At 72.1% G+C, this 24,681-nt stretch carries 24 protein-coding genes, 2 pseudogenes and 1 riboswitch; of the genes and pseudogenes, 13 read left to right on the top strand and 13 right to left on the bottom strand.

Going from position 1 to position 24,681, the window contains the following annotated elements; genetic code table 11:
- Positions 1-25: 25 nt before the first annotated feature.
- Positions 26-799, bottom strand: a complete 774-nt coding sequence (locus OG788_RS38875) for a type 1 glutamine amidotransferase domain-containing protein (RefSeq protein WP_406375656.1) — start codon at positions 797-799, stop codon at positions 26-28.
- A 162-nt stretch (positions 800-961) separates the two neighbouring features.
- On the opposite strand from OG788_RS38875, the gene OG788_RS38870 reads away from it, so the two are divergent.
- Positions 962-2,368 carry a S1 family peptidase gene (locus OG788_RS38870; RefSeq protein WP_406375655.1) on the top strand — a complete coding sequence of 469 codons (1,407 nt, stop codon included), beginning with the start codon at positions 962-964 and terminating at the stop codon, positions 2,366-2,368.
- A gap of 154 nt (positions 2,369-2,522) precedes the next feature.
- Here OG788_RS38870 and OG788_RS38865 read toward each other — a convergent pair whose 3' ends face one another.
- Both OG788_RS38865 and OG788_RS38860 read right to left on the bottom strand, forming a co-directional pair.
- Positions 2,523-2,708, bottom strand: coding sequence for a hypothetical protein (locus OG788_RS38865; protein ID WP_266764413.1), 186 nt, complete (start codon positions 2,706-2,708; stop codon positions 2,523-2,525).
- Between the two features lie 71 nt (positions 2,709-2,779).
- Complete coding sequence (locus OG788_RS38860; RefSeq protein ID WP_406375654.1) at positions 2,780-3,475, bottom strand: L,D-transpeptidase family protein; 696 nt, start codon at positions 3,473-3,475, stop codon at positions 2,780-2,782.
- Between the two features lie 237 nt (positions 3,476-3,712).
- On the opposite strand from OG788_RS38860, the gene OG788_RS38855 reads away from it, so the two are divergent.
- On the top strand, positions 3,713-5,113 hold the full coding sequence (locus OG788_RS38855) for a pyridoxal phosphate-dependent decarboxylase family protein (RefSeq protein ID WP_406375653.1): 1,401 nt from the start codon (positions 3,713-3,715) through the stop codon (positions 5,111-5,113).
- On the opposite strand, the gene OG788_RS38850 is transcribed toward OG788_RS38855, so the two are convergent.
- Entirely contained in the window at positions 5,110-5,937 is an 828-nt protein-coding gene (locus OG788_RS38850) for an SDR family NAD(P)-dependent oxidoreductase (RefSeq protein WP_406375652.1), read from the bottom strand. The genes OG788_RS38855 and OG788_RS38850 overlap by 4 nt on opposite strands.
- A 50-nt stretch (positions 5,938-5,987) precedes the next feature.
- Between OG788_RS38850 and OG788_RS38845 the strand changes: the two genes are divergently transcribed.
- Positions 5,988-6,527 carry a hypothetical protein gene (locus OG788_RS38845; protein WP_406375651.1) on the top strand — a complete coding sequence of 180 codons (540 nt, stop codon included), beginning with the start codon at positions 5,988-5,990 and terminating at the stop codon, positions 6,525-6,527.
- A 49-nt stretch (positions 6,528-6,576) separates the two neighbouring features.
- On the opposite strand, the gene OG788_RS38840 is transcribed toward OG788_RS38845, so the two are convergent.
- From OG788_RS38840 to OG788_RS38830, 3 genes are all read right to left on the bottom strand, one after another.
- Complete coding sequence (locus OG788_RS38840; protein WP_406375650.1) at positions 6,577-7,503, bottom strand: SDR family oxidoreductase; 927 nt, start codon at positions 7,501-7,503, stop codon at positions 6,577-6,579.
- A gap of 176 nt (positions 7,504-7,679) precedes the next feature.
- On the bottom strand, positions 7,680-8,309 hold the full coding sequence (locus OG788_RS38835) for an MBL fold metallo-hydrolase (RefSeq protein WP_351554416.1): 630 nt from the start codon (positions 8,307-8,309) through the stop codon (positions 7,680-7,682).
- Positions 8,309-9,394 carry an S-(hydroxymethyl)mycothiol dehydrogenase gene (locus tag OG788_RS38830; protein WP_351554413.1) on the bottom strand — a complete coding sequence of 362 codons (1,086 nt, stop codon included), beginning with the start codon at positions 9,392-9,394 and terminating at the stop codon, positions 8,309-8,311. The genes OG788_RS38835 and OG788_RS38830 overlap by 1 nt, the downstream gene beginning before the upstream one ends.
- A 322-nt stretch (positions 9,395-9,716) precedes the next feature.
- Between OG788_RS38830 and OG788_RS38825 the strand changes: the two are divergent.
- Together OG788_RS38825 and OG788_RS38820 are read left to right on the top strand one after the other, a co-directional pair.
- Positions 9,717-11,066, top strand: a pseudogene (locus OG788_RS38825) (rhodanese-like domain-containing protein); the annotation flags it as partial.
- 374 nt (positions 11,067-11,440) lie between these two features.
- A complete protein-coding gene (locus OG788_RS38820) occupies positions 11,441-12,187 on the top strand; it encodes a sulfite exporter TauE/SafE family protein (protein ID WP_406375649.1) in 747 nt (248 codons plus the stop codon).
- A gap of 3 nt (positions 12,188-12,190) precedes the next feature.
- Here OG788_RS38820 and OG788_RS38815 read toward each other — a convergent pair whose 3' ends face one another.
- A complete protein-coding gene (locus OG788_RS38815) occupies positions 12,191-12,478 on the bottom strand; it encodes a metal-sensitive transcriptional regulator (protein ID WP_356466982.1) in 288 nt (95 codons plus the stop codon).
- Positions 12,479-12,559: 81 nt separating this feature from the next.
- Between OG788_RS38815 and OG788_RS38810 the strand changes: the two genes are divergently transcribed.
- The 3 genes from OG788_RS38810 to OG788_RS38800 all read left to right on the top strand — a co-directional run bounded on the left by OG788_RS38810 (position 12,560) and on the right by OG788_RS38800 (position 16,294).
- Positions 12,560-13,132, top strand: a complete 573-nt coding sequence (locus tag OG788_RS38810; protein WP_406375648.1) for a rhodanese-like domain-containing protein — start codon at positions 12,560-12,562, stop codon at positions 13,130-13,132.
- Between the two features lie 89 nt (positions 13,133-13,221).
- Positions 13,222-14,976 (top strand): ABC transporter ATP-binding protein, encoded by a 1,755-nt coding sequence (locus tag OG788_RS38805; RefSeq protein ID WP_406375647.1) that lies wholly within the window; start codon positions 13,222-13,224, stop codon positions 14,974-14,976.
- 358 nt (positions 14,977-15,334) lie between these two features.
- On the top strand, positions 15,335-16,294 hold the full coding sequence (locus OG788_RS38800) for a helix-turn-helix transcriptional regulator (protein ID WP_406375646.1): 960 nt from the start codon (positions 15,335-15,337) through the stop codon (positions 16,292-16,294).
- A 108-nt stretch (positions 16,295-16,402) separates the two neighbouring features.
- On the opposite strand, the gene OG788_RS38795 is transcribed toward OG788_RS38800, so the two are convergent.
- Positions 16,403-16,699 carry a hypothetical protein gene (locus OG788_RS38795; protein ID WP_406375645.1) on the bottom strand — a complete coding sequence of 99 codons (297 nt, stop codon included), beginning with the start codon at positions 16,697-16,699 and terminating at the stop codon, positions 16,403-16,405.
- Between the two features lie 174 nt (positions 16,700-16,873).
- Between OG788_RS38795 and OG788_RS38790 the strand changes: the two genes are divergently transcribed.
- The gene (locus OG788_RS38790; RefSeq protein WP_406375644.1) at positions 16,874-17,239 is read left to right on the top strand and encodes a nuclear transport factor 2 family protein; all 366 of its coding nucleotides are present in this window, start codon (positions 16,874-16,876) and stop codon (positions 17,237-17,239) included.
- 81 nt (positions 17,240-17,320) lie between these two features.
- Here the strand turns inward: OG788_RS38790 and OG788_RS38785 are convergent, their stop codons facing one another.
- Positions 17,321-17,836, bottom strand: a complete 516-nt coding sequence (locus OG788_RS38785) for a MarR family winged helix-turn-helix transcriptional regulator (RefSeq protein ID WP_406375643.1) — start codon at positions 17,834-17,836, stop codon at positions 17,321-17,323.
- A 60-nt stretch (positions 17,837-17,896) separates the two neighbouring features.
- Here OG788_RS38785 and OG788_RS38780 point away from each other — a divergent pair, with 60 nt between their 5' ends.
- Positions 17,897-18,769 (top strand): hypothetical protein, encoded by an 873-nt coding sequence (locus OG788_RS38780; protein WP_406375642.1) that lies wholly within the window; start codon positions 17,897-17,899, stop codon positions 18,767-18,769.
- Between the two features lie 18 nt (positions 18,770-18,787).
- Positions 18,788-18,874: riboswitch (ZMP/ZTP riboswitch) on the top strand.
- Between the two features lie 21 nt (positions 18,875-18,895).
- Positions 18,896-19,743, top strand: a pseudogene (locus OG788_RS38775) (bifunctional 5,10-methylenetetrahydrofolate dehydrogenase/5,10-methenyltetrahydrofolate cyclohydrolase).
- Between the two features lie 68 nt (positions 19,744-19,811).
- Here OG788_RS38775 and OG788_RS38770 read toward each other — a convergent pair.
- Together OG788_RS38770 and OG788_RS38765 are read right to left on the bottom strand one after the other, a co-directional pair.
- Positions 19,812-20,846, bottom strand: coding sequence for a CU044_5270 family protein (locus OG788_RS38770; RefSeq protein WP_406375641.1), 1,035 nt, complete (start codon positions 20,844-20,846; stop codon positions 19,812-19,814).
- Positions 20,839-21,402, bottom strand: coding sequence for a sigma-70 family RNA polymerase sigma factor (locus OG788_RS38765; RefSeq protein WP_351554376.1), 564 nt, complete (start codon positions 21,400-21,402; stop codon positions 20,839-20,841). The genes OG788_RS38770 and OG788_RS38765 overlap by 8 nt, the downstream gene beginning before the upstream one ends.
- A 105-nt stretch (positions 21,403-21,507) precedes the next feature.
- Between OG788_RS38765 and ctaD the strand changes: the two genes are divergently transcribed.
- Positions 21,508-23,193: a cytochrome c oxidase subunit I gene (gene ctaD, locus OG788_RS38760; protein WP_406375640.1), complete on the top strand. Its 1,686-nt coding sequence runs from the start codon at positions 21,508-21,510 to the stop codon at positions 23,191-23,193.
- A 5-nt stretch (positions 23,194-23,198) separates the two neighbouring features.
- A complete protein-coding gene (locus OG788_RS38755) occupies positions 23,199-23,543 on the top strand; it encodes a hypothetical protein (protein ID WP_406376963.1) in 345 nt (114 codons plus the stop codon).
- A 3-nt stretch (positions 23,544-23,546) separates the two neighbouring features.
- On the opposite strand, the gene OG788_RS38750 is transcribed toward OG788_RS38755, so the two are convergent.
- Entirely contained in the window at positions 23,547-24,539 is a 993-nt protein-coding gene (locus tag OG788_RS38750; protein WP_406375639.1) for a polyprenyl synthetase family protein, read from the bottom strand.
- Between the last annotated feature and the right edge of the window lie 142 nt (positions 24,540-24,681).

Raw genomic sequence — 24,681 nt, 5'->3', positions numbered from 1 at the left:
ACGAGCAGGTCCGGGTCCGGCGGGATCAGGCCGCGCCGTTCTCCCGGCCTGGTGTGCTCCGCAGCAGGGCGAGGAAGCGCCGGCCGAACAGGTAGGCGTCTCCCGGCCAGCGGGCGGAGAGGTAGTGGCCGTCCTGGACGACGAAGGCGTGGGTGTCGTCGCCCGCGGTGCCGCGCCGGGTGAGCGTGAGCGGGCCGCGTTCGAACCGCCCTCCCGGCTCGGTGAGCGCCGCCCTGACCTCGTCCTCGACGTAGGCGGGATAGGTGCGGTAGTAGCGGCCCAGGCGCCAGGCGGTGCTGAAGTACGCCGTGCGTTCCATGTACTTGGGCAGACAGGTCGTACGGCGGCCGGCCAGGACGCTGTGCCCGGTGGCGGGGTCCTGGGCTCGGGCCAGCACGAGGACGCCGTGGCAGATCGCGCCGACGGGCCGCCGCAGGGCCCAGAACCGGGCGATCTGGCGCTGCAACGACACTGAGCCGAGGTATTGCCGCATGCCGGGCGCGTGTCCTCCCGGGAGCAGCAGTCCGTCGAAATCCTCGATGTCCACGTCGGCCCAGGGCACAGGCGCCCGGAACGCGGCCGACTCGGTCAGTTCCCCGTAGAAACGGCGGGGTTCCGGCTCCGCGCCGAGCTGTCCGAACAGCACGCCCGTGAGCAGTCGCGGGTCCGCCTCCGGCCGGCTGCCCGCGCGTTCGGCCGCGAACACGACGTCGTGGCCGGCTTGCGTCAACATCCGCCAGGGTACGGCGACTTCGGTGACGTCGAAGTCGTGGTCGGGGAGCGGGATCAGCACACGCATGCGGCCATCATGACAGCCGGTGCCGGGGGCGGACCGGCGGCCTCGACAGGACCTGGGAGCGGGGGTGAACGCGCGGGCGTGGGCGCACGTATGAGGGGAGGGCCCTCGACCGGGGCCCTCGGCGGCGTTGACGCCGCTCCGTTCGGCTTCGGGAGCCCATGGATGAGGCACGCACGACGACGGATCGTCCGACGGGGGGCGCGCCTCGCGGCCGTCGGCGGACTGCTCTGCGGGGGGCTGATGGTGACGCACGCGATGGCGAGCGAACCGTCGGACACGTCGCGTGCCACGGAGAGTTCGGCCCAGCTGGCCGCGGACACGGGTGCCGGGCTGGTGTCCCGGCTGGGCGCCTCGCGGACCGCGGGCAGCTGGATCGCCCAGGACGGGCGTCCCGTCGTCGCGGTGACCGACACGGGTGCGGCGGCCGAGGTGAAGCGGGCCGGTGCCCGCCCGAAGGTCGTGTCGCACAGCATGCAGGATCTCAAGTCCGCCACGGAGACGCTCGGTTCGGCGCCCCGGGTGCCGGGCACGGCCTGGGCGGTGGACTACACGAAGAACGAGGTGGTGGTGCAGGCCGACAGCACGGTCTCCGCCACCGACTGGTCGCGCATGACGAAACTGGCCGACGGTATCGGCGACTCCGTACGGATGCAGCGGACCCAGGGCACTTTCACGACACGGGTGAACGGCGCGCAGGCGATCTTCTCGACCAGTGGGCGGTGTTCGGCGGGCTTCAACGTCTCCAGCCCGCAGGGCGAGTTCATCCTCACGGCCGGGCACTGCGGCCCCGAAGGGTCCATCTGGTTCTCCGACAACTCGGGCCGGCAGCAGGTGGGCCGCACAGTCTCCACCGCCTTCCCCGGGAGTGACTTCTCCCTCATCCAGTACGACGCCGGGAAGCAGCAGGCGGCGGCCGGGAGCAACATCGTCGGCATCGGCGGCGGCAACGGCGTACGGATCACGGGCGCCGCCGATCCGGCCGTGGGCCAGCGGGTCTTCCGCAGCGGCAGCACCAGCGGGCTGCACGACGGCAAGGTGACCGCGCTCAACGCGACCGTCAACTACCCGGAGGGCACGGTCACCGGGCTGGTCGAGACGACGGTGTGCGCCGAACCGGGCGACAGCGGCGGCCCGTTGTTCTCCGAGGGCATCGCGCTGGGGGTGACGTCGGGCGGCAACGGGGACTGCGCGACCGGCGGTACGACGTTCTTCCAGCCGGTCACCAAGGCGCTCACCGCGCTGGGCGTGACGCTCGCGGGTCAGCCTCAGGGCGCCGCCGGCGGTGCGGCCCCGTCGTCCCCGGCACCCTCGGCGCCGGCGTCGGCCGCGGCCTCTCAGGGGGCGGCGGCCGGACCGGGCTCGGCGGCACCGGGCGCGGTGGAGCCGGTGGAGAGTACCGGGGCGGGAACCGCGGAGACGTTCGTCACGGAGCTCACGGACCCGCAGAACGTCGGCCCTGGCCTGCTCGTCATCGCGGGAAGCATCATCGCGCTGGTGGCGACCCGGTTCATCCGCACCGAGCAGGACCGCAACGCCTATCGGCGGCAGTATTCGCAGAGTTGGGGCTGAGCGGTCCGGAGTCGGTTCGAAGCGGCCGGAGTCGGGACCGAGCGGCCGGAGGCCGGTTACCGGAGGCCCGGTGCCGGGTTACCGGAGAGGCCGGGGCCGAGGTCCGAGGCGGTGGCTCCCCTCTACGGGGAGCTCCGGCCGGGACGCGGAGGGGTCAGGCCGCCCGGGTCGACGACGGGGCGGCCTCGGCCCATTCCAGCACGAGGCGCTGGTACTCACGCCGCTCTTCCATGCTCAGCGTCCCGCCCGCCCGGAACCAGAGGGCCCGGATCTCCTCGTTGACCTCGGCGGCCGAGCGCTGAGTGTCGGTGTCAGGAGTGGTGGACATGGCGTGAAGCATACGGTCCTTGACGTGAAGACAATGTGAGTAAAGGCGCAGCGGGCGACATAACGGACCGTGAAGCTCGTCACTCACGTGCCGGGCTTGCGGCCGTACACGTAGACGTCGTCGCCGTTCTTGAGTAGTGACCAGTACTTCTTGGCTGTGGTCGAGGTCATGTTGACGCAGCCGTGCGAGCCCGGCGGGTTCCACATGCTGACGCCCACCGAGTGGAAGGCCTGACCGCCGTCGAAGAACTGGCTGTACGGCATCGCCACGTTGTAGATGCTCGAGACGTGGTCGATGTCACGCCAGTAGACCTTCTTCAGGCCGGTGCGGGTCTCGTAACCGTCCCTGCCCGTGCGGACCGGGACCGGTCCGTAGACCAGCCGGCTGCCGTCCTGGATCCAGCTGAGCTGGAGCGTGAGGTTGACGCAGGCGATGCGGCCCTTGTTCACCGGGCACTTGCCGTCCCGGTTCGGGTTGGTCCCCACGGCCTTCTGCTTGTTCATGAGATCCATCACGCCCCAGGTGACAGGTCCCGCGTACCCGATGTTCGGGGTTATGCCGTGCTTGGTCTGGAAGGCCTGGATCGCCTTGCAGTCGGTGGTGGACTGACGGCCGTCGACCGGCCGTCCGAGGAACTTCTCCACCTGCTTCTGGTTCGGGCCGGTCGACGTCGTGCAGCTCGCCGCCTGCGCGGGCGTCGCGCCCAGTGCGAGCGTGAGCGGCGCGACCAGTCCGGCGAGCCCGAGCGCGACGGCACCTCGTCTGTGTGTCTCCCCCATGGCGGGCCTTCCCTGTCGTGTCCATCGTGTTGTCTGCCTGCTAGACCGCCCATGAGGGTATTGCGTTGTACGGCGGTCCGGGCTGGGACCAAACGGTGACATTCCTCGCCGCACCGGCTCCCGCCCGGCGAGCGGTGCACGCACGCCGGGCAGGCAGGATGCCGCGATCCTCGGCATCGGTCCAGTTCTCCCCGATTGGACCGAGGTTTCGAGGGGCCTCCCCCCTACGCTGCCGATATGCACCCCACCCTCGCCGACGACCTCGAACACCTCCCCGGACTCCTCCAGGCCGCCCGTGACTTCGCCGTCGAGGAGGTGAGTGGCCTCGACCGCCGTCCCGTCGCCCAGCTCGGCAAGGCTCCCGCCCCCGCGCCGCTTCCGGCCGAGGGCGCGGGTGCCGAGGGCGCCCTGGCACACTTCGCCGGGCGCTGGGCCCCGGGTTTCTCCGGCTCCGCCGGCCCGCGCTACCTCGGCTTCGTCACCGGCGGCGCGACGCCCGCCTCGCTCACCGGGGACTGGCTGACCGGCGCCTACGACCAGAACGTCTCCGGAAGCGGCGGTTCCTTCGCGAGCGCCCTGGAGCACGAGACGCTGGGCTGGCTGCGCGAGCTGTTCGGGCTGGGCGAGGAACACCACGGGGCCTTCGTGAGCGGGGCGACGGTGTCCAACACGGTCGGCCTCGCCATCGCACGGGAGTGGCTCGGCGAGCGCCGGGGTGTGTCGGTCGCGCACGAGGGGGCCGGTGCGCTCGGTCCGGTGGCCGTGCTGTCGGGCAGCCCGCACTCCAGCGTCGCCAAGGCCCTGTCCGTGCTCGGCCTCGGCCGGGGCAGTCTGCGTCCGGTGCCGGTGCTGCCCGGCAACCGCGAGGCCATGGACGTCGATCGGCTCGACGCCGCGCTCTCCGCGCTCGACGGGCGTCCGGCCGTCGTCGTGGCCAACGCCGGGACGGTGAACACCGTCGACTTCGACGATCTGCGGGCGATCGCCGCACTCAGGGAGCGCCATGACTTCTGGCTGCACGTGGACGCCGCGTTCGGCGGCTTCGCCGCGCTGTCGCCCGCCTACTCCTCGCTGGTCGCGGGGCTCGACGCCGCCGACTCGGTCTGCATCGACCTGCACAAGTGGCTCAACGTCCCCTATGACGCGGCCGTCCAGTTCACCCGCCGCCAGGACCTCCAGGTCCGGGTCTTCCACAACGCCTCGCCCTATCTCGGACTCCCCACCGACGACCCCGACTTCCTGCACCTGACACCGGAGAACTCGCGTCGACTGCGCGCTCTCCCGGCCTGGTTCTCGCTGGCCGCCTACGGTCGCGAGGGACACCGCGAGATCGTCGAGCGGAACGTCGCGCTCGCCCGGCGTCTGGGCGAGCGGATCGCCCGTGTTCCCGCACTGCGGCTCCTCGCGCCCGTCCGGCTGAACGTCGTCTGCTTCACCCTCGCCTACGACCCGACCGAGCAACGCGTCCACGCACTCGCCGATGCCGTCGCCGCCTCGGGCGAGGCCTTCCTGACACCGACGTTCTACGACGGGACGCACGGTCTGCGTGCCGCGTTCAGCAACTGGCGTACGTCCGAGGCGGACACGGACCGGGTGTTCGACGCCCTCGAGCGGCACTGCGCGGAGCGGAGCGGCTAGCGGCCCTCGCTCCCGCCGCCGAACTCGCCGTCGCCGCCGTCGGCCCCGCGCACTCGCCGGAAGCCGGTGTTCACGCCCGTCAGGCCGCCGTCGACGCACAGGGTCGTTCCGGTGATCCAGGCCGCGTCGCGGGAGGCGAGGAAGGCGACGGCGGCCGCGATGTCCTCGGGTTCGCCGACCCGGCCCAGCGGATACAGCCAGGCCGCGACGGCGAGATCGTCCTCGCGGCCCTCCCACGCCGTGGTGCGGACGGTGCCGGGTGCCACCAGGTTCACCCGGACGCCGCGGGCCGCGGCGTGGCCGGCCAGGGTGCGGGTGAGCGACATCAGACCCGCCTTGGCCGCGCTGTAGGCGTGGTTGCCGAAGTCCTGGATGCCGTTGACGGAGCCGATCGAGACGATGGCGCCGCGGCCGGAGGCCACCAGATGCGGGAGCGCCGCGCGGGCGCAGCGGTAGGCGCCGGTGAGGGTGATGTCCAGGTCGCGGGCCCACACCTCGTCGCTCTCGTCCTCGAAGAGCGGGGCGTCGGGGCTGCACCGGTAGGCGTTGTTGACCAGGACGTCGAGCGAGCCGAAGGCGTCGACGGCGTACGCCACGGCGGCCTCGACCTGTGCCCGCTCCCCCACGTCGCAGGTGAACGCCTCGGCCCGCCCGCCGAGTTCACGCAGCAGGGCGGCCGTCTTCTCCGCCTGCGCCAAGTCCGTGTCGGTGACGAGGACATGGGCGCCTTCCTCGGCGAGCCGGCGGGCTGTCGCCGCGCCGATCCCGCGCGCCGCACCCGTGATCAGAACCCCGTATCCCTCGAAGCGCCTCATCGCAGTCATGGCAGCGAAGGTACTGCCAAGATCGTCACGGCGACAGATACGGTGCGCCCATGTCCGCCTTCATACAGCAACTCCCGGCTCTGATCGGCGTGGTCATCGGCGCCCTCGGCTCGTACGTGGCGATCGTGCGGGGCGACCGGGCCCGCTTCGGCCGCGAGCAGACCGCGCGCTGGGAGGAACGACGGCTCGCGGTGTACACCGACTACGCGCGGTGCCTGAAGAAGACGATCACGCTGACGTACCGGGTCGCCGCCCATCTCGGCAACGACCCCCACCCGCATCCGCTGTCGCCGCAGGAGGCGGCTCCGCTGCTGCCCGAGGCCGCCGAGGCCGGGGACCCGGCCGGTGAGGCCCTGCTGCTCCTGGGCAGTCCGGAGGTGGTGGAGAAGTCGCGCGCCTGGGTCGTCGTGGTGATGGAGATGGAGCGCTTCCTGTACGAGGGCACCCGCGACCCCGAGGCATGGCAGACCCTGCTCGAACGCCAGCGCACGGAGCGCGAGGCGTACTACGCGGCCGTGCGCGCGGACCTCTCCCTGATGACCGAGCGGCCGGCCACCTGGCAGGTACCACCGCTCCACGCGCGCACCTGACCCCGGCCCCGTCGCCGGCCCCGGCTCGCTTCCAGGGACCTACCCGCCGTCAGCGGTACCCCGTCGCGTCCGCGGGCTTGTCCTTGTCCTGGACCTCGACCATGTAGCGCCAGCAGTCCGGACGGCTGCCGTCGAGGTCGGTGAAGCCGTACACCTGGGCGACCTGCCCGCTGGAGAGGGACTGCCCGTTCCAGCGCGCGACGTCGGGGTCCGCGGCCAGGGCGGCGACCGCGCGTCCCACGTAGTGCGGCGTCTCGGAGATACCGAAGTGCGGGACGCGTTCCTCGGCGTCGTGCCAGTTCTCCTCGGTCACGCCGAAGGCCTCCAGCATCATCTCCGAGCGCAGCCAGCCGGGGGTGAGGGCCACGGCGGTGGCGCCGCGGGGGCCCAGTTCGTGTCCGAGGGCGAACGCCATGCGCAGCACGGCCGACTTGGCGAGGTCGTAGAAGAAGGAGACCCGGTAGGTGTCCCGGTTGTACTCCGCCGTGCCGTCGGTCATCTCGACGACCAGGCCGCCGGGACGACGCAGCAGCAGGGGCAACGCGTGGTGGCTGGTGATCGCGTGGGTCTCCACGGCGAGCCGGAGCATCCTGAGTCCGTTGTCGAGGTCGTGCTCCCAGACGGGGGCGTCCCACTCGAAGAGCTTCTCGGCGCCCCAGATGTCGTTGACCAGGACGTCCAGGCGGCCCTGCTCGTCCGCGATCCGGGCGACGAGCGCCGCCACCTCGGCCGGGACTAGGTGGTCGGTGGGGACCGCGATGCCCCGCCCGCCGGCCGCGGTGACCAGGTCCGCGGTGTCCTCGATGGTCTCCGGGCGGTCGTACTCCGAGCGCCGTTCGCGTGTGCTGCGGCCGGTCACGTAGACGGTGGCGCCGGCCGCGCCCAGTTCCACGGCGATTCCCCGGCCCGCGCCCCGGGTCCCGCCCGCCACCAGTGCGATCTTGTCCCGCAGCGTGCCTTCCAACGGCCCTGACATGTCCGACCTCCGTGCGCGTAGCGTTCACGGGCTGCTGTCCCCGTGGTGTCTCTACGAGCGTCTCCCGGAAGCCGGACATCTTCTGTCAGGTATCTCGGAGTCGTTTCCGCCGTGTCGGGCCGGGCGGGCGCCGCGCGGTCGGCGCGTCACAGCGGCGGGGCGGCGGGGCGGCGGGGTCAGTGGCCCCGGGCGATCCACTCCTCCAGGTGGGAGGCCTCCGCGCCGATCGTGGTCGTCTCGCCGTGTCCCGTACGGACGACCGTGTCGGGCGGCAGCGTGAGGAGCCGTTCGCGGATCGACTCGATGATCGTCGGGAAGTGGGAGTAGGACCGGCCGGTCGCCCCCGGGCCGCCCTGGAAGAGGGTGTCGCCGGAGAACAGGGTGCCGAGGCCCGGGTCGTAGAGACAGACCGCGCCCGGGGCGTGGCCCGGGGTGTGCAGAACGGTCAGGTCGGTGCCCGCCGCCTCGATCACCTGGCCGTCCTGGAGCCAGGCGTCGGGCAGGCGGTCCGGGTGGGTGAACTTCCACAGCGGCAGGTCGTCGGGGTGGAGCCAGATGGTGGCGCCGGTGCGCTCCGCCAGGGCGGGAGCGGCGTCGATGTGATCGTTGTGGGCGTGCGTGCACACGATCGCCCGCAGTCGCCGGTCTCCCACCGCCTCGGCGATGGCGTCCGCGTCATGAGCGGCGTCGATCACGATCGCCTCGTGATCGTTTCCCACGATCCACACGTTGTTGTCGACGTCCCAGGTGCCGCCGTCGAGGGAGAACGTGCCCGAGGTGACGAGGTGTTCGATGCGCGCGCTCATCACAGCATCACCACCGAGCGCAGCACGTCGCCGTGGTGCATCCGCTCGAAGGCCGCCTCGATGTCGTCCAGCGCGATCGTCTCGCTGACGAACGCGCCGAGGTCCAGGCGCCCCTGGAGGTGCAGGTCGATCAGCATCGGGAAGTCGCGGGAGGGCAGACAGTCCCCGTACCAGGACGACTTGAGGGCGCCGCCGCGTCCGAAGACGTCGATCAGGGGGAGTTCGAGCTTCATGTCCGGGGTGGGCACGCCGACGAGGACGACCGTGCCGGCGAGGTCGCGGGCGTAGAAGGCCTGCTGGTACGTCTCCGGGCGGCCCACGGCCTCGATGACGACGTCGGCGCCGAAGCCGCCGGTGAGTTCGCGGATCGCCTCGACGGGGTCCGTCGCGCGGGAGTTGACGGTGTGCGTCGCACCGAGCTTCTCGGCGGTCGTGAGTTTGCGGTCGTCGATGTCCACGGCGATGATCTTCGCCGCGCCCGCGAGCCGGGAGCCGGCGATCGCCGCGTCGCCGACACCGCCGCAGCCGATCACCGCGACAGTGTCGCCCCGGCCGACGTTGCCCGTGTTGATGGCGGCCCCGATGCCGGCCATCACACCGCAGCCCAGCAGTCCGGCGACCGCGGGGGAGACCGCAGGGTCGACCTTGGTGCACTGTCCGGCCGCGACCAGCGTCTTCTCGGCGAAGGCGCCGATACCGAGGGCCGGGGACAGCTCAGTCCCGTCCAGGAGCGTCATCTTCTGCTGCGCGTTGTGGGTGTTGAAGCAGTACCAGGGACGCCCGCGCAGACACGCACGGCACTGTCCGCACACCGCACGCCAGTTGAGGATCACGAAGTCGCCGGGGGCCACGTCCGTGACACCGGCGCCGACCGACTCCACGATCCCGGCCGCCTCGTGGCCGAGAAGGAACGGGAAGTCGTCGTTGATACCGCCCTGCTTGTAGTGCAGGTCCGTGTGGCAGACCCCGCAGGCCTGGATCTTCACCACGGCCTCGCCCGGCCCCGGATCGGGCACGACGATGGTCTCGACGCGCACCGGTTCGTTCTTGCCCGGTGCGATCACACCCCGTACTTCCTGCGCCATGTGAGTGAGCCCTTCGCTGAGTCGACGTTCCGTCGACCGACCCTACGGGGTGACGGGCCGGTAGCAGGCCAGGTGGCGACCGTGGGCCGCGGCCGCGGTGCGGCGAACGGCCGACCCGTGGGGGACGGCCGCGCCCCCCGCCCCGCCGCACCGGAGGCGGAGGACACGGCCGGGATCAGGGACGCGGGCGAGGAGAGGCGCGTCACCAACTGGCCCCAGATACCCCCGGGGGTACCTCTGCTACCGTGGAGATATACCCCCGGGGGTAATTTTGGTCGAGCCGCGAAGCCTGTCGGGCTTCACGCAGGAGAGGAGTGCTGCCGTGTTCTTCGTCGACACCATCGAGGTGGCGGGCCTGGGCAACCGGAGCTACCTGGCGGGCGGCCCGCGCACCGCCGTGGCGGTCGATCCACCCAGGGACGTCGAGCGGGTGATCACGGCGGCGGCCCGGCGGGGCGTGCGGATCGCCTTCGTCGTCGAGACGCACCTCCACAACGACTACGTGAGCGGCGGCCTCGAACTGGCCCGGCTCACCGGGGCCGCCTACCTGGTCCCGGCCGACGCCCGGGTCGCGTTCGAGCGGGTGCCGGTGGGCGACGGGGAGACGGTGGAGGTCGACGCCGGGCTGACGCTGCGCGCGCTGGCCACGCCCGGACACACCCCGCACCACACCTCGTACGTCCTTCAGGAGAGCGGGCGCGCCCTCGCGGCCTTCACCGGCGGCTCGCTGCTCATCGGCACGGTCGGCCGGCCCGATCTCGTGGAGCCGCGGCTGACCGGGGAACTGGCCCGCGCGCAGCACGCGTCGGCGCACCGGCTCGCCGCGGAGCTGCCCGACGACGCCGCCGTCCTGCCCACCCACGGCTTCGGCAGCTTCTGTTCCGCGGGCGGCGCGGAAGGCGACGCGACAACGACGATCGGGCATGAGCGCGACAGCAACGAAGCCCTGGTCAAGGACGTCGACTCGTTCGTCGCGGACCTCCTGGCCGGACTCGACGACGTACCGGCGTACTACGCGCACATGGGCCCCGCCAACGCCGCCGGCCCCGCCTCCGTGGATCTCACCCCGCCCGCGCTCGCGGACTCCGCGGAGATCGCCGCGCGGCTCGCGGCAGGCGAGTGGGTCGTGGACCTGCGCAGCCGCCTCGCGTTCGCCGCCGGGCATGTCTCCGGGGCGGTCAATTTCGAGGCGGACGGTCAGCTCGCCGTCTATCTGGCCTGGCTGCTGCCCTGGGGCAAGCCGGTCACCCTGCTCGCCGAGTCCCCCGAACAACTCGCGCACGCGCAGCGGGAGTTGTCCCGCGTCGGCGTGGACCGGCCGGCCGCGGCCGCGATCGGCTCACCGGGCGACTGGGTACGCGAGGGGGACCGGCCGCGTACCTTCCGGCGCGCCGGCTTCGCCGAACTCGCCGAGGCGTACGCCGTCCCCGGCCGGGCCGTGATCCTGGACGTCCGGCGAGATTCCGAGCGCGCCGGGGGCCATATCGCGGGTTCGGTGCACATCCCCGTCCATCACCTGCGCGAGCGGCTCGGGGAGATACCCGCCGGAACCGTCTGGGTGCACTGCGCCGGGGGCATGCGGGCCGCCATCGCCGCCTCGCTGCTCGACGCGGCGGGCCGGGAGGTCGTGGCCGTCGACGACTCCTTCGCCGCCGCGAGCACGTCCGGCCTGCCCATGGCACGGATCACCCCGGCCCGGCCCCGCGTTCTCACGGAGTCCGCAACCGACGCCGCCCCACTGGCCGCCCGCGAACCGGGCACGGGGACCGGAGCCGCACCCTCTGACTCCAGCCGCGCCCCTGCCGCCGCCTCGGTCCCGGGCCCCGCCTCGGTCCCGGGCCCCGCCTCGGTCCCGGGCTCCGCCTCCGCCTCTGCTCCTGCTCCTGCTCCTGCTCCTGCCCCTGCCCCTGCCCCTGCCCGGGGCTGCGCCTCCGACACACCCCGCACACCCCATCAGGTGCATGGCGACCCGATACGCGTCGTGCGTGGCGACGGCAACCCGGCCACGCACGACGCGGCGGGCCACGCGTTCGGCGGCCCCACGGCGTGAGCGTCCTGATCCTCGCTCTCGCCGCCGGAGCCGTGACCGGACTCGCGCTCGGAGCACTGGGCGGTGGCGGCAGCGTGCTGGCGGTACCCGCCCTGATCTATCTGCTGGGCTTCACGCCCTCGGCCGCCGGCTCCGCGAGCCTGGTCATCGTCACCGTCACGTCGGCGACCGCGCTGGCCGCGCATGCCCGGGAGGGCACCGTCCGCTGGCGTGCCGGCGCGCTGTTCGCGGCGGCGGGGCTGATCCCCGCGGCGCTGGGCGGGGCGGTCTCGGGAAGGCTGCCTCCCGCCGCGCTGACCGGCGCGTTCTCGGTCATCGCGGGCCTCGCGGCGTTCCGGATGCTCCGGCCGGCGGCCGGTGATCCGGCCGCCGTGCCCGCGCGGCCCGGCCGCATCACCGGGGCGGGCGCGGGCCTCGGTGCGGTGACCGGGGTACTGGGCGTGGGCGGCGGCTTTCTCGCCGTACCGGCTCTGGTGAACGTCGTGGGTCTGCGGATGCGGGCCGCCGTCGGCACCAGCCTGCTGGTGATCACGGCGAATTCGCTGGCCGCGCTGCTCGCCCGCGCGGGGACCGCTCAGAGCCTCGACTGGGCGGTCGTGGCACCGTTCGCCGGGGCGGCCGTCCTCGGCGCGTGGGACGGGAAGCGCCTGGCGGCCCGGGTGTCCGGCGGCACGCTCCAGCGGATCTTCGCCTGCGCCCTGCTGGGCATGGCCGCGCTGATGCTGGTGGACGTCGTGCTGTGAGGGTCACGCGAGCGACAGGAAGAGCTTCTCCAGGCGGGCCCGCATCTGCTCGTTGGTCTCGCCGTTCTTCGCGCCGTTCTCGGCGTCGGTCAGACACTGCTGGAGCCCGGTGGCGATGATCGCGAAGCCGGCCCGGTCCAGGGCGCGGGAGGCCGCGGCGAGCTGGGTGACCACGTCCTCGCAGTCGCGCCCCTCCTCGATCATCCGGATCACTCCGGAGATCTGTCCCTGCGCCCGGCGCAACCGGTTCAGCACTGACTTCAGCTCGGCACCCGCGAGTTCCAGTTCCACGAAGACTCCTTCAGCCATACCCCTAGGGGTATCGTACTCCGCCCTCCGGGGCACCCTCGAAGATCAAGGATGACACTCCTCATGAACACCCCCGTCGCCCTCGACGCCGACCAGGCCCACGGCCGGCTCGCCGAGCTGACCGTCATCGACGTCCGCACCCCCGGCGAATACGCCTCCGGCCATCTGCCGGGCGCCCTCAACATTCCCCTCGACGGACTCCACCGGGCGCTGTCCGTGCTCAGGGACGCCCGCACCGAGCTGCTCGTCGTCTGCGCCTCCGGCAACCGGTCCGCGAACGCCTGCGCCCTGCTGGCCGAGCACGGTGCACCGGCGGCCACGCTCACCGGCGGAACCAGCGCCTGGGCGGAACGCGGCCACGAACTGCGCCGACCGGTCACGCCCACCCGGGCCGGCTGGTCCATGGAGCGGCAGGTACGGCTCGCCGCCGGCACCGTCGTCCTCACGGGCCTCGGCCTCGGACTCCTGCGCCCCGCCTGGCAGTTGCTGTCCGCGGGCGTAGCGGGCGGCCTGGTCTTCTCGGCGCTCACGAACACCTGCGGCATGGCCGCGCTGCTCGCCAGGCTCCCGCACAACCGGCCGCGCCCGGCGGACCTCGACGCCACTCTGGCGGCTCTCGAAGCGCGCGTGTCCTGACTCCGCGCGGACTCGGAGCAGTTGGGACCGGGCCGGGCACGTCACCGACGTAGCCTGAGGGCTCCCTCTCAACTCCAGCAAGGAGCGCCGTGAGCCTGACCGAGGCCGAGCCCGAGGTGCCCGCGTGGCGCCTGCTGCTCGGGTACGTACGACCGCACCGCCGGGCGCTGTTCGCCGGCGCGCTGCTGGCGCTCGCGACCGGGGCGACCGGCCTGGTGCTGCCGCTGGTGGCACGCGGGCTCATCGACAACCTGTCGCACGACCGGCCGATCGGGCGGGCCCTGCTCGGCATGGCGGCGCTGGTGGTCACCAACGCGGCGGTGGGAGCGCTGGGTTCGTACGTTCTGCGCCGCACCGCCGAGTCGGTGGTGCTCGGCGCGCGGCGCGCCCTGTCCTCGTATCTCCTGCGGCTGCGCATACCGGCCGTGGACCGCAGCGAACCGGGCGACCTGATGGCCCGCATCACCTCGGACACGACCCTGCTGCGCGAGGTCACGACCGATTCCCTGGTCGGCCTCGGCACCGGCGGCCTCACCCTCGTCGCGACGGTGGTGATGATGGGCCTGGTCGACGTGGTGCTGCTCGGTGTCACGCTGGGCGTGGTCCTGTGCGCGGGAGCGGTGCTCGGCGTGATCGTGCCGCGCATCAACCGGGCGAGCAGGCAGGCCCAGGACGCCGTCGGGGTGATGGGTGCCTCGCTGGAGCGGATCCTCGGGGCTCTGCGCACGATCAAGGCGTCCGGCGCCGAGCACCGTGAGGAGCGGACCATCCACGCGGCCGCCCAGGAGTCCTGGCGGCAGAGCGTCCGGGCCGCCAAGTGGTCGGCGGCCGCGGGCAATACAGCCGGTCTGGCGATGCAGATCGCCTTCATCACGGTCCTCGCGGTGGGCGGCGCCCGGGTCGCCACGGGCGCCATCGACGTGGGCACCCTGGTCGCCTTCCTGCTCTACGTGTTCTATCTGATGTCGCCGATCCAGCAGGTGGTCGGCGCGATCACGCAGTACCAGACCGGGGCCGCCGCGCTCGCCCGCATCCAGGAGGCCCTGCGGCTGCCCGCGGAGCCCGCAGCCCTGCCCGCGCCCCTGCCGGCCCCCGGCGCGGAACCGGCGGCACTCGCCTTCGACGACGTCCGCTTCCGGTACGCCGACGATCTGCCGTACGTCCACCACGGGGTGTCCTTCACCGTCCCGGCCCGCGGCCTGACCGCGTTCGTCGGCCCTTCCGGCGCCGGCAAGACCACCGTCTTCTCGCTCATCGAGCGGTTCTACGACCCCGAGGCGGGCCTCATCACCGTCGACGGACGTGCGCTGGAGGAGTGGGATCTGCCCCGCCTCCGGTCGGCCATCGGTTACGTGGAGCAGGACGCGCCGGTGCTGTCGGGCTCCCTGCGCGACAACCTCCTGCTCGGCAATCCGGAGGCCGAGGACGGGGAGCTCACCCGGGTGCTGAAGACGACCCGCCTCGACGGCCTGGTCGGCCGGCTGCCGCGCGGCCTGGAGACCCTGGTCGGCCACCGCGGCACCAAGCTGTCGGGCGGCGAGCGCCAGCGTGTCGCCATCGCCCGGGCCCTGCTGCGCCGCCCCCGGCTGCTGCTCCTCGACGAGGCCACGTCGCAGCTCGACGCCGTCAACGAGGCCGCGCTGCGTGACACGGTCGCCGATGTGGCCCGTACGACCACGGTGCTCGTGGTCGCGCACCGGCTGTCCACCGTCACGACGGCCGACCGCATCATCGTGATGGACGCGGGCCGCGTCCGCGCCGTGGGAACCCACCGCGAGCTCGTGGCAGCGGATCCGCTGTACGCCGAGCTGGCCGCCACCCAGTTCCTCGCGACCGCCGGATGACCCTCGGCGGGCAGGTGCCGATCACCTGGGCGGCAGGTTCCTGACGAGCTGGGCGGCGGTTCCTGACACCCTGGGCGGCAGTTCCTCCCGAGGGACCGCCGACGATGCCGCGGACCGGGTCGATGCCGCGCCCCGGTCAGCCGTCCGTCGCCTGCCCCCTGCCCCCCGCCCTCTGCCCGCCCCCGGAGGACTCGCCGAGCATCCCGTTGCATCACCGATGTCCGTGATTTCCTTGGCCACGGACCGGCTCTCCTCTATCGTGATGCCCTCTTTCCGCCACGCGGGGCGGTCGTCGGTACGGCGAGCTCCCCGACCGGGCGGGGAGGCACGTCCCACCCGGATACCCAGGCGACTGATCATGGTCAAAAACCGACACCCGGCCGGGCAGGCCGCCCCCGGGGTCACCTTCACGGCCCCCGTCCGCGCATCCGCCGGCCTGGAAGTGATCTCGCTGGCCGCGCTGCGCGCCCGGTGCCGCGCCCGTGGAACCGATCCCGGCGTGCCCCAGCGACCCGGCTTCCACCACGTGCTCACGCTCGCCTCCGGCACGCTGCGCCCGACCGTGGACTTCACGGCCCACGACGTCGCGCGAGGCGACTGGCTGTGGACGCGCCCCGGGCAGGTCCTCCAGTGGGGCGATCTCACGCGCGCCGAGGGGACACTGATCGTCTTCGAGCGTGACTTCCCGGACGCGGCCACCGTCCGCACGGCCCGGCTCGACGATCCGCACGCGAGGGTCCTGCGCACTCCGAAGGCCGAGGACGCCGCGTCCCTGCGGGTCGCCACCACGCATCTGGAGCACGAGTTCCGGGCGCCGGGACGGCTGCCAGCCGACGCGCACCTCGCCGTACTGCGTCATCTGCTGGACGCGCTCATCCTGCGTCTGGCCCACCTGGAAGGGCCGGGCAGCGCGGCACCGGAGCCAAGAGAAACCTTTCTTCGGTTCCGCGAGGTCGTCGAGCGGGACTTCGCGCGCACCCGCAGGGTGGACGACTACGCCCTCACCCTCGGCTACTCCGCACGCACCCTGTCCCGGGCCGCCCTCGACTCGGCGGGGGTCGGCGCCAAGGAGTTCATCGACCGCCGGGTCGTCCTGGAGGCCAAACGGCTGCTCGCCCACACCGACCTGGCCGCCGCGCACATCGCCGCCCAGCTGGGCTTCTCCAGTGCCACGAACTTCGCCAAGTACTTCCATCAGCGTGCCGGGCAGGCCCCCATCGCGTTCCGCACGACGGTGCGCGAGCAGGGCACGGGCACCGCGGCAGCACGGGACGAAGAGGAGTTCACCCGGCGAACCGGGCGCCCTGCCGACGCGTGAGCGGTCCGGGCGTCCGTCGACCGGACCGGCCCGCTCAAACGACGGCGGGTCCCGGCGGAACACCTCTGTTCCACCGGGACCCGCCGCGGCCGACGCGGGACCGTCGCCCTAGCCCTGGATGCCTCCGAGCAGCCCGGTGGCCGGTGCGGCCAGGTCGGTGACCTGGTGCAGCTGGTTCAGGTCGTTCAGCCGGTTCAGTCCGGCGAGCTGGGCGGAGGGCCGTGGAAGTTGGGCCTGGTGCCCGGCGGGGATCTCGCTCGTGGCGAGCGAGTCGAGCGTCGCGATGGGGCTCAGCTTCCCGGCGTCCTGGACCGCGGGACCCGCGGCGGCCGCCATCGGCGCGGCAAGTCCCGTGACGCCTACGGCGAGACCAACGGCGGCGACGATACGTCGTGTTGAGATCATGTCTTCAGCAACGGCCCCGGCCCCCGGGCGGACACGGCCCGGTCCCCGCGCTCACCCGACAGGCTCATCGGGCCGTTGCGTTTGCCGTGGACCCCGGGGCGGAGGACGCTCGGGTAGACAGGCCCTTCGCGGTCGGCTCCACGCCGGTCCGCGGCCTTCCCGAGGAGGTCACCCATGGGCACAGCGGCATTCCCCACGTTCGACACCGAGGCACTGCGTCGGGGCATTGAGGGACACAGCGCGACAGATCTGCTGTCGCTCTACGCGGACGACGCGGAACTGCGCGTCGTGGACCGCAACGCCCAGCCCAGTCACCCGATGGTCAAACACGGTCGCGCCGAGATCGCCGAGATGCTCGAAGACGTCTACAGCCGGGACATGACGCACAAAATGGACCAGTGCGTCGTCCAGGGCGATCACGTCGCCTTCACCGAGTCCTGCGTGTACCCCGACGGGGTGCGGGTGCTGAGCACGTCGATGATGTCGTTGCGTGACGGAAAGATCATCGAGCAGACACTGGTCCAGGCATGGGACGAGTAGGGAGGAACTGGCCGAAGGTCCAGATCAAGTCGCGTCTGACCTGGACCTTCTCGGCCGGCACGGCGATGGGGAAATCCCGTCCTAGCCGGTCTCGGCGGCTACGACCAGTTTCCGCAGCAGGCCTGCGAGTGTCTGCCTCTCTGCTGGACTCAGTACTGCGAGCAGCGCGTTCTCACCCTCGTCCTCCGAGGCCGCGTGTCGTTCGAAGGCCTCATATCCGGCCGCGGTGAGCCGCACCCGTACCCGGCGGCGGTCGGCCGTCCCGGCGTTCCGGGTGATCAGCCCCGCGTCCTCGATCGGGCCGAGCCGTGCCGACAGCGCGCCGCGGGTGAGGCCGAGCATGTCGGCGAGCTGCGACGGGCTCGCTTCGTAGGGCGGCCCGAGTCTGCGCAGCATCAGCAGGATCTTGAACTGCCCTCGCTGGAGCCCGCCGGACAGGAGCGTGTCCCGGCGGGCCCGGTCCGCGTGCCGGGCCAGAACGGCGAGCCGCGCGAAGATCGCCTCCTTGACCGGATCCATCCAGTCGAGCTCCCTGGACCAGAGGGCGACATGCCGGTCGACGGAGTCCGGGGTCGACGCATCGGCGCGCTCTGTCATGGCGTCCTCCGAAAAGTGGTTTCCTTGTGGATAGTTTTTCGGATTACTACTTTCCTCGCCATGACGAACACCGCAAGCACCATCACGACGGTTGTACCGCTGGACCAACTCCTCTCGGCTGTACGTGAATTGAGCATCTCCGGCAGATGGACGCGCGCGGCGGACCTGCTGGACGCGGCCGACACCCCCGAGGTCCGTGACCGCGCCCGGCTCGCGCTGGCCGCCGCCGAAGTCGCCCTGGACAGCGACTGGTTCGGCGGGACGAGCCTGGCCGGGGCACGACTCGAAGCGGCGGAGCGGGCCCGCGGGGAAGACAAGGAAGCCCGTCCGGACGGCGGTTGGGAGCTGGACTTCCTCCGGCTGCGCCACGGCTACCTCGGTCTGGTCCGGGTCGACGGCCGGTTCCGCCCCGGGCCCGACGGCAAGGACCCGGCCGCTCTCACCGCTCTCCGTACGTCCGCGGAGGACCTGCGCGACCGGGCGCAGAACGCGGTGCGCCGGGGCTGGGCGGAGATGTATCTGGGCCTCATCGCCGACAACCTCCTCGCGGAACGCGATCTCGCGCCGGCCCACTACGAGGCCGCGCTGCGGGCCGGCGAGTCCGGGGACGACCTGTTGTCGCGGGAGGCGCTGCGCCACCTCGGCGATCACGACCACGACCACGGCGACCACACGCGCGCGCTGGAACGCTGGTGCCGTGCGACCGAGTTGGGCGCCCGCGCCGGCACCGTCCCCGGCACGCTCACGCAGCAACTGCTCCTCGCGGTGCTGGCCCGCGACACGGGTGACGAGGCGGGAGCGGCCGCGCTGGCCCGGGAGGTGGCGCGCTGGGCGGGAGCCATCGGAGCCGTGGCCACCGCGGCGCAGGCCAACGCGTTCCTGGCCGGCGCCGACCCCACGGCACCCCCTTCGCCGAGCGCCGCGGGCAGGTGATCGTACGGGCTACCCTGGTCGGCGGGCCGTGACTGGCGCTGAGGTGGAGTACCACCGGGGAGCGGCCTGACACCTGTGTCTCCGCCGCGCGCCTGGGCGACTGTCGGCAGCGCTCCGGAGGAACTCATGTCCCAGGCCCAGCTCATGGACGGCGCCGGTCTCGCCCGCCGGATTCTCGAGGACACGGCGCGGCGCGCGGCCGCCCTCAAGGACCGTACGGGCGTTTCCCCTTGTCTGGCGACGGTGCTCGTCGGCGAGGATCCCGCCTCCGTCACCTACGTCCGGATGAAGCGGAACCGCAGCCGCGGAGCGGGCATCGAGTCCCGGCACGTCGCACTGCCCGCCGGTACGACGACGGCCGAACTCGTCGCCGAACTCGCGGCGTTGTCCGCCGATCCGGCCGTGCACGGCATCCTGCTCCAGCATCCCGTGGGACCGCACATCGACGAGCGCGCCGCCTTCGAGGCCATCGCGCCGGGGAAGGACGTGGACGGGGTCACGCTGAGCTCGTACTCGGCGATGAGTTTCGGTCTGCCGGGCTTCGTGTCCTGCACACCCGGCGGCATCATGCGGCTCCTCGACGCGTACGACGTCGACCCCGCCGGCAAGCGGGCCGTCGTCGTCGGCCGCAGCGCGGTCCTCGGCAAGCCGGTCGGCATGCTGCTGCTCGGCCGCGACGCCACGGTGACGTACTGCCACTCGCGCACCGCGGACCTGTCGTCCGTCGTACGCGAGGCGGACATCGTGGTGGCAGCCGTCGGACGGCCCCGGCTGATCCGGGCGAGGACATCAAGCCGGGGGCCGTGGTGATCGACGCGGGCTACAACGCCGGGAACGTCGGCGATGTCGACTTCGACTCCGCCGTCACCCGGGCCGGGCTGATCACGCCCGTGCCGGGTGGCGTCGGCCCGATGACGATCGCGGTGCTGCTGGAGCAGACCGTCACGGGCGCCGAACGCGCGCTGGGCGTCTGAGCCACCCTCCGGCGGCGAGCGCCCCGTCCGCTGCGGGGGGGGCGGCGGGCGGTCGCCGTGGGCGGTGGTCAGCGGAGCCAGGCGCGGTACGACATCACCGCCCCGGCCTCGACACCGAACTCGGGATCGGCCCGGGTGACGGTGTCCTCCAGGCCGAGGACGGCTCCGGTCTCCGGGTCCAGGATCAGCATGCGGCGGACGGACCGGGCCGCTTCGTCGTACACGTATGCCTGCCCGGGGCGGCCGAGCCGGTCGGTGACCGCGCCCGCTGGACGCAGCCCGGGTGTGTCGGCGAGGACGCGCGCCAGCGCCGCTGTCTCCCGGCCGCCCAGTGTCCAGTTGTCGAGCAACTCAGCCATGGCATCGAGGAGTTGGTCGGTGTCCATGACCTCGTTGCGGTCGATCTCGTCCAGATAGGCGCGCAGCCGTGCGGCGTCCCGCGGCGGCTCGGCGCGCGGCGGGGCGTCGCTCCAGCTCGGCGGGTAGGTCTGCCGGCTGAGGACGTGTCCGTCCTCGACCGTGCGCGGGACGGGGTCGGCGTCGGTGACGACCGGCCTGCCCGGGTGTCTCGGATCGGTCGCCACGACCAGTTCCGTGTGGCTGCCGTCGGCCGCCCAGCGGACGACCCGTTCCTCGGGGAGTGTGACGGGCGGGCGGCCTCCGGGCCCCGAGGTCATGCTCAGGCTCCAGCTCTGGACATGCGTGCCCTGGCGGAGCAGGAGCCCGTCGTCGGACGCGGCGGCCAGGTCGGCCAGCCGGTCCAGGGGCAGCGGGGTGGAGCCGGGCCGGACGACCAGCGGGCGGGGCGCGGCGACGGCCGGGACCGTGGTCGGGCCCGAGAGGGTGAGGGCCAGCACGACCGCGCCGACGGCGGCGGCCGCCCCGAGGCTGAAGGCCCACTGGCGCGGACGGGGTGGGCGCACGCCGCCGAGCAGACGGCCGAGGCGTGGAGCGTGCCTCGGCCGGTCGGGGCGGGGGCTCCCGGCGTGGGTCAGGACGCGGAGCCGGTGCTCGGCCCGCCGGTCGAGCGGACGGTCGTGGAAACGGGGGTCGTCGGAGGGCACCGGGTTGGCTCGGCGCAGGAGTTCGAGTTCGTCAGCCATGGCCGTGCTCCTTCGAGGTGTCGCGGCGGGCCGTGGCCGTGCCGACGGCCACGGTGACGCGCAGGCGGTCGATCTCGGCACCGAGGCGGCGGCGGGCGCGGTGCAGACGCATCGCGGCGGCCCGGCTGCCGCAGCCCAGGGCGACGGCGACCTCGTCGACACCGAGTTCCTCCCAGGCCGTCAGCCGCAGTACCTCCTGGTCGGCCGGGGAGAGCCGGGCCAGTGCCTCGTGCACCCAGTCGCCGGGCGACTCGGCGTCGGGGCCGGGCACGACCTGCCTGCCGTGCGCGCTCTCGTGGTTGCCGAGCCGGTCGAGGAGCCTGCGGCGGCGCCCGTAGCCGCGTACGGCATTGGCCAGACAGTGCCGCGCCACGCCGTAGAGCCAGGGAAGGGGAGACGGCGGGAGGTCGGACCGGCGCCGCCAGGCGACGGTGAAGACCTCGGCCACCACCTCCTCCACATCGCTGTTCCGGCCGTCCAGTCGCCGCGCGACGTAGCGGCTGACCGCCCAGTAGTGCTCGCGATAGGCAGCGGCGAAGGTCTCGTCGTCGCTCATGTTCGGTAGGTGTCCGGCAGGTCCCTTGTCGTCACACCCGTCGATGTGACCCTCGTCGCTTCCCCTCAGTGTGACGTCGGGGGCGGCGCCGGACACAGGCGGGGCATGGAGAGCAACACTGTCACGGCGCTTCCCGCGCCCCCTCCCGTGCGCGCACGGCGTCCCGGCCTCGCCGCGGTGAAGTGGCTGACCACCACGGACCACAAGACGATCGGCACGCTGTATCTGGTCACGGCGTTCGGGTTCTTCTGTCTCGCCGGGGTGATGGCGCTGCTGATGCGTGCCGAACTGGCGCGCCCCGGCCTGCAGATCATGTCGAACGAGCAGTTCAACCAGGCGTTCACGATGCACGGCACCGTGATGCTGCTGATGTTCGCGACGCCGCTGTTCGCCGGCTTCGCCAACTGGATCATGCCGCTGCAGATCGGCGCGCCCGACGTGGCGTTCCCCCGGCTGAACATGCTCGCCTACTGGCTCTATCTGCTCGGCTCGCTGATCGCGGTCGGCGGGTTCCTCACCCCTCAAGGCGCCGCCGATTTCGGCTGGTTCGCCTACGCGCCGCTGTCCGACGCGGTGCACTCCCCGGGTGCCGGCGCCGACATGTGGATCATGGGTCTGGCCTTCTCCGGCTTCGGCACGATCCTCGGCTCGGTCAACTTCATCACCACGATCATCTGCATGCGCGCTCCGGGCATGACGATGTTCCGGATGCCGATCTTCGTCTGGAACGTCCTGCTCACCGGTGTCCTGGTGCTGCTGGCCTTCCCCGTCCTCGCGGCGGCGCTGTTCGCGCTGGAGGCGGACCGGAAGTTCGGCGCCCACGTCTTCGACGCGGCCAGCGGCGGAGCGCTGCTGTGGCAGCACCTCTTCTGGTTCTTCGGTCATCCGGAGGTGTACATCATCGCGCTGCCGTTCTTCGGAATCATCAGTGAGGTGATTCCGGTGTTCTCGCGCAAGCCGATGTTCGGCTACATGGGTCTGATCGGCGCGACCGTCGCGATCGCCGGTCTGTCCGTGACGGTGTGGGCGCACCACATGTACGTCACCGGTGGCGTGCTGCTCCCGTTCTTCTCCTTCATGACGTTCCTCATCGCCGTGCCGACCGGCGTGAAGTTCTTCAACTGGATCGGAACGATGTGGCAGGGCTCGCTGTCCTTCGAGACACCGATGCTCTGGGCCGTCGGCTTCCTCGTCACCTTCGTGTTCGGCGGTCTGACCGGCGTGATGCTCGCTTCTCCCCCGATGGACTTCCCGGTCTCGGACACCTACTTCGTGGTGGCCCACTTCCACTACGTGATCTTCGGTACGGTCGTCTTCGCGATGTTCGCCGGCTTCCACTTCTGGTGGCCCAAGTTCACCGGCAGGATGCTCGACGAGCGCCTCGGCAAGATCACCTTCTGGACGCTGTTCGCGGGATTCCACGGCACCTTCCTCGTCCAGCACTGGCTGGGCGCGGGCGGGATGCAGCGCCGGATTCCCGACTATCTGGCGGCGGAGGGCCTCACGACGCTCAACACCGTGTCGACGATCTCGTCCTTCGTGCTCGGCATCTCGTTCCTGCCGTTCCTCTACAACGTGTGGAAGACCGCCAGGTACGGGGAGAAGATCGAGGTCGACGACCCGTGGGGGTACGGCCGTTCGCTGGAGTGGGCGACCTCGTGCCCGCCGCCGCGGCACAACTTCCTTGTCCTGCCGCGTATCAGGTCGGAGTCTCCGGCGTTCGATCTGCACCACCCCGAAGTCGGCGCCTCGGGAGCCCGGCCGCAGTCGGCGCCGAAGGAGCTCGGGTGACCGCCATGGACGAACGGCCGCCGGGGACCGGTTCCCTGATCAGTGAGCTCGAAGGCCACCTCCTCATCGCGGCCACCCGCGCCGAGGCCCGCGCCGAGGCCGTCCGCTTCACGCGCTCGCTGGCCTGGCTGACGGACACACAGCGGGAGGAGGTGGAGGCCCGCTACGAGGACAACCACCTCGCCCTCGCACGGGTTTCGTGGGAGCGCACCGCCCGCCGGAGCCGGGAGCTGCGGGCCGAGTACGAGCGGAGGTACCGCTCGCTGCGCGGACGGCTGTGCGCGGGATGCCTTCTCGGCACCGCCCTCGCCCTGGCGGCGTTCGCGGTGACGGCCTGGTCGGGGAGGTAGCGCTCAGTGCGGGGCGGGAACCGCTCGGGCGACGGGCTCCACCGCCCGGAGGAGCATCGGCGAGGACCGGTCCACGAGGTCGTGCAGGACGGACAGATGGGCCGCGTCGCCGCCGAGTATGTCCAGGAGCCGATGGGCCCCGTCACGGAAGCCGTTGATGTCCTTCTCGTACCGGCGCAGCACGTCCGGTGCGAGAAGGATGTCGGTGAGTGCGGCGCGGGCATCGGACGACGTGCGTGCGGCGGCGTGCAGTTCCAGGACGCGGGCCCGGGACCCGGGGTCCGCGCCCTCCAGGGCGCACGCCAGCAGGTAGGTCACCGTTCCGTTCACGAGGTCTTCGTTGCGGCCGGTCATGATGTCCTGCTGATCGTTGAACAGCTGCCACAGGATACCGAAGACATTGCCGAACTCCCGCCAGAGTTCCACTCTGTCGTGCGTGCGGCCGGCCAGCTGCGCGGCCATGGCGGTGACCATGCTGTACGGAGCTCCGGACTTCCCGAGGTACGCCGTGACCACGGCGTCGCGCGTGGCGGCGCCCAGATCCGCGCGAAGGTCCCTCAACTGTCCCTCGGTGGCGTTGATCCAGCACTTCACGATCTCGGCCGACAGGGGGCCGCGCGCCGCTTCGGGGATCCGCGGCGACTGGACGACGAGCAGGGGGAGCGGAATTCCACCGATGACCGTGGCGAGCAGCGCCTCGCTCTCGCCGAGACCACCGGCGGCGAGGACGGCCTGGCCGTCGGCGAGGTCGTCCAGATAGCACGCGGAGGTCCACCACAGGTCGTGCACGACGGCCAGGGGGACGGCAGGCCCGGTCGTGCCCGTCTCCACGGCGTGGACGATCACCGGCAGCACGGACAGGGGGTAGGCGAACGTCCGGTGTTCCAGGAGTTCGGCGACCGACGCCCGGACCGACTCGGCGGAGGGTCCCAGCAGTTCGAGTGCGGAGTGCCGCTCCGCCTCGATCTCCGCGGACATTTCACGATGCAGATCCATGTACGACTTCGCCCGCACGGAGCCCACCCCCACCACCGAATTTAATCGAGCACCGATTCGATCATTCGCCACCGTGGCGAGCTAGAGCGATTTTGCGCCATGGCTCATTCTTTGACGAGCCCCGGTCCCTCGCACGGCCGAC

Origin of the sequence: Streptomyces sp. NBC_00647 (assembly GCF_045207245.1) — a bacterium.
Classification (GTDB): domain Bacteria; phylum Actinomycetota; class Actinomycetes; order Streptomycetales; family Streptomycetaceae; genus Streptomyces.
The sequence above is the reverse complement of the archived record's forward strand: the minus strand, read 5'-3'. Positions and strand labels throughout refer to the sequence as shown.

Coding starts and splice junctions, on each gene's coding strand:
- OG788_RS38780 (WP_406375642.1), top strand. CDS start 17,897: ATGACGAACACCGCAAGCACCATCACGACGGTTGTACCGCTGGACCAA.
- OG788_RS38840 (WP_406375650.1), bottom strand. CDS start 7,503: ATGTCAGGGCCGTTGGAAGGCACGCTGCGGGACAAGATCGCACTGGTG.
- OG788_RS38875 (WP_406375656.1), bottom strand. CDS start 799: ATGCGTGTGCTGATCCCGCTCCCCGACCACGACTTCGACGTCACCGAA.
- OG788_RS38765 (WP_351554376.1), bottom strand. CDS start 21,402: ATGAGCGACGACGAGACCTTCGCCGCTGCCTATCGCGAGCACTACTGG.
- OG788_RS38810 (WP_406375648.1), top strand. CDS start 12,560: ATGAACACCCCCGTCGCCCTCGACGCCGACCAGGCCCACGGCCGGCTC.
- OG788_RS38795 (WP_406375645.1), bottom strand. CDS start 16,699: ATGATCTCAACACGACGTATCGTCGCCGCCGTTGGTCTCGCCGTAGGC.
- OG788_RS38850 (WP_406375652.1), bottom strand. CDS start 5,937: ATGACTGCGATGAGGCGCTTCGAGGGATACGGGGTTCTGATCACGGGT.
- OG788_RS38755 (WP_406376963.1), top strand. CDS start 23,199: ATGGACGAACGGCCGCCGGGGACCGGTTCCCTGATCAGTGAGCTCGAA.
- ctaD (WP_406375640.1), top strand. CDS start 21,508: ATGGAGAGCAACACTGTCACGGCGCTTCCCGCGCCCCCTCCCGTGCGC.
- OG788_RS38855 (WP_406375653.1), top strand. CDS start 3,713: ATGCACCCCACCCTCGCCGACGACCTCGAACACCTCCCCGGACTCCTC.
- OG788_RS38750 (WP_406375639.1), bottom strand. CDS start 24,539: ATGGATCTGCATCGTGAAATGTCCGCGGAGATCGAGGCGGAGCGGCAC.
- OG788_RS38790 (WP_406375644.1), top strand. CDS start 16,874: ATGGGCACAGCGGCATTCCCCACGTTCGACACCGAGGCACTGCGTCGG.
- OG788_RS38870 (WP_406375655.1), top strand. CDS start 962: ATGAGGCACGCACGACGACGGATCGTCCGACGGGGGGCGCGCCTCGCG.
- OG788_RS38800 (WP_406375646.1), top strand. CDS start 15,335: ATGGTCAAAAACCGACACCCGGCCGGGCAGGCCGCCCCCGGGGTCACC.
- OG788_RS38830 (WP_351554413.1), bottom strand. CDS start 9,394: ATGGCGCAGGAAGTACGGGGTGTGATCGCACCGGGCAAGAACGAACCG.
- OG788_RS38770 (WP_406375641.1), bottom strand. CDS start 20,846: ATGGCTGACGAACTCGAACTCCTGCGCCGAGCCAACCCGGTGCCCTCC.
- OG788_RS38835 (WP_351554416.1), bottom strand. CDS start 8,309: ATGAGCGCGCGCATCGAACACCTCGTCACCTCGGGCACGTTCTCCCTC.
- OG788_RS38845 (WP_406375651.1), top strand. CDS start 5,988: ATGTCCGCCTTCATACAGCAACTCCCGGCTCTGATCGGCGTGGTCATC.
- OG788_RS38865 (WP_266764413.1), bottom strand. CDS start 2,708: ATGCTTCACGCCATGTCCACCACTCCTGACACCGACACTCAGCGCTCG.
- OG788_RS38860 (WP_406375654.1), bottom strand. CDS start 3,475: ATGGGGGAGACACACAGACGAGGTGCCGTCGCGCTCGGGCTCGCCGGA.
- OG788_RS38785 (WP_406375643.1), bottom strand. CDS start 17,836: ATGACAGAGCGCGCCGATGCGTCGACCCCGGACTCCGTCGACCGGCAT.